2 protein-coding genes are annotated in these 584 nt (G+C 44.3%); both read right to left on the reverse strand.

Annotation, left to right across the window (positions count from 1 at the left end; translation table 11 throughout):
• A partial coding sequence (locus ACLWS4_RS37305) for a MupG family TIM beta-alpha barrel fold protein (protein ID WP_416876467.1) occupies positions 1 to 179 on the reverse strand: 179 nt, incomplete at its 3' end.
• 26 nt (positions 180 to 205) lie between these two features.
• A partial coding sequence (locus ACLWS4_RS37310; RefSeq protein ID WP_416876466.1) for a PTS lactose/cellobiose transporter subunit IIA occupies positions 206 to 584 on the reverse strand: 379 nt, incomplete at its 5' end.

Genomic DNA, 584 nt, shown 5'->3' on the forward strand with positions numbered 1-584 from the left:
TACCGAATAATTTTTTTAAATTTCTGAACTACCTCTTCATTATTCCCCCGAATTTCCAGCAAACTTGCAAAAACTCTTGTAAACCCGTATTTTTTTGCCAGATACAAATAAGCTTTGTCCTCTTCAAAACGGCTGCGCGACGGATAAATAGAAATACCGATTTGTCCCAAGCGGCACACGCTCCTTTTTCTGTAAATTTCTGCGGTTACCCTTTTGCAGCAAGCTTCATATTTTGATAGACTTCTACCAGTTCCCTTGCCAGATCTAAAAATGTAATGGCATTCATCAAATGATCCTGCCCGTGTACCATAAGAAGTGATACGAAAATCGTTTGGCCGGATGCTTCCTGTTTTAAAAGACTTGTCTGTGCCTGATGGGCCACCAGCAATTCCTGATCAGCCTCTTCCAGCTTTTGCCGGGCCAAAAGGAAGTCCCCTTGCTTCGAAGCGTCCAGCGCCTCCATCCCAATGCTTTTGGCATTGCCGCTGTGAACAATCAATTCCATGACGACATCCATTGTTTGCGGTTCTTCCAAATTGCTCATCCCCTTCCTTATTTGCCGGCGTTTACAAGTTGCAGCGCAG

The organism is Kitasatospora sp. SC0581, assembly GCF_048159585.1.
Taxonomy (GTDB): Bacteria; Actinomycetota; Actinomycetes; order Streptomycetales; family Streptomycetaceae; genus Kitasatospora.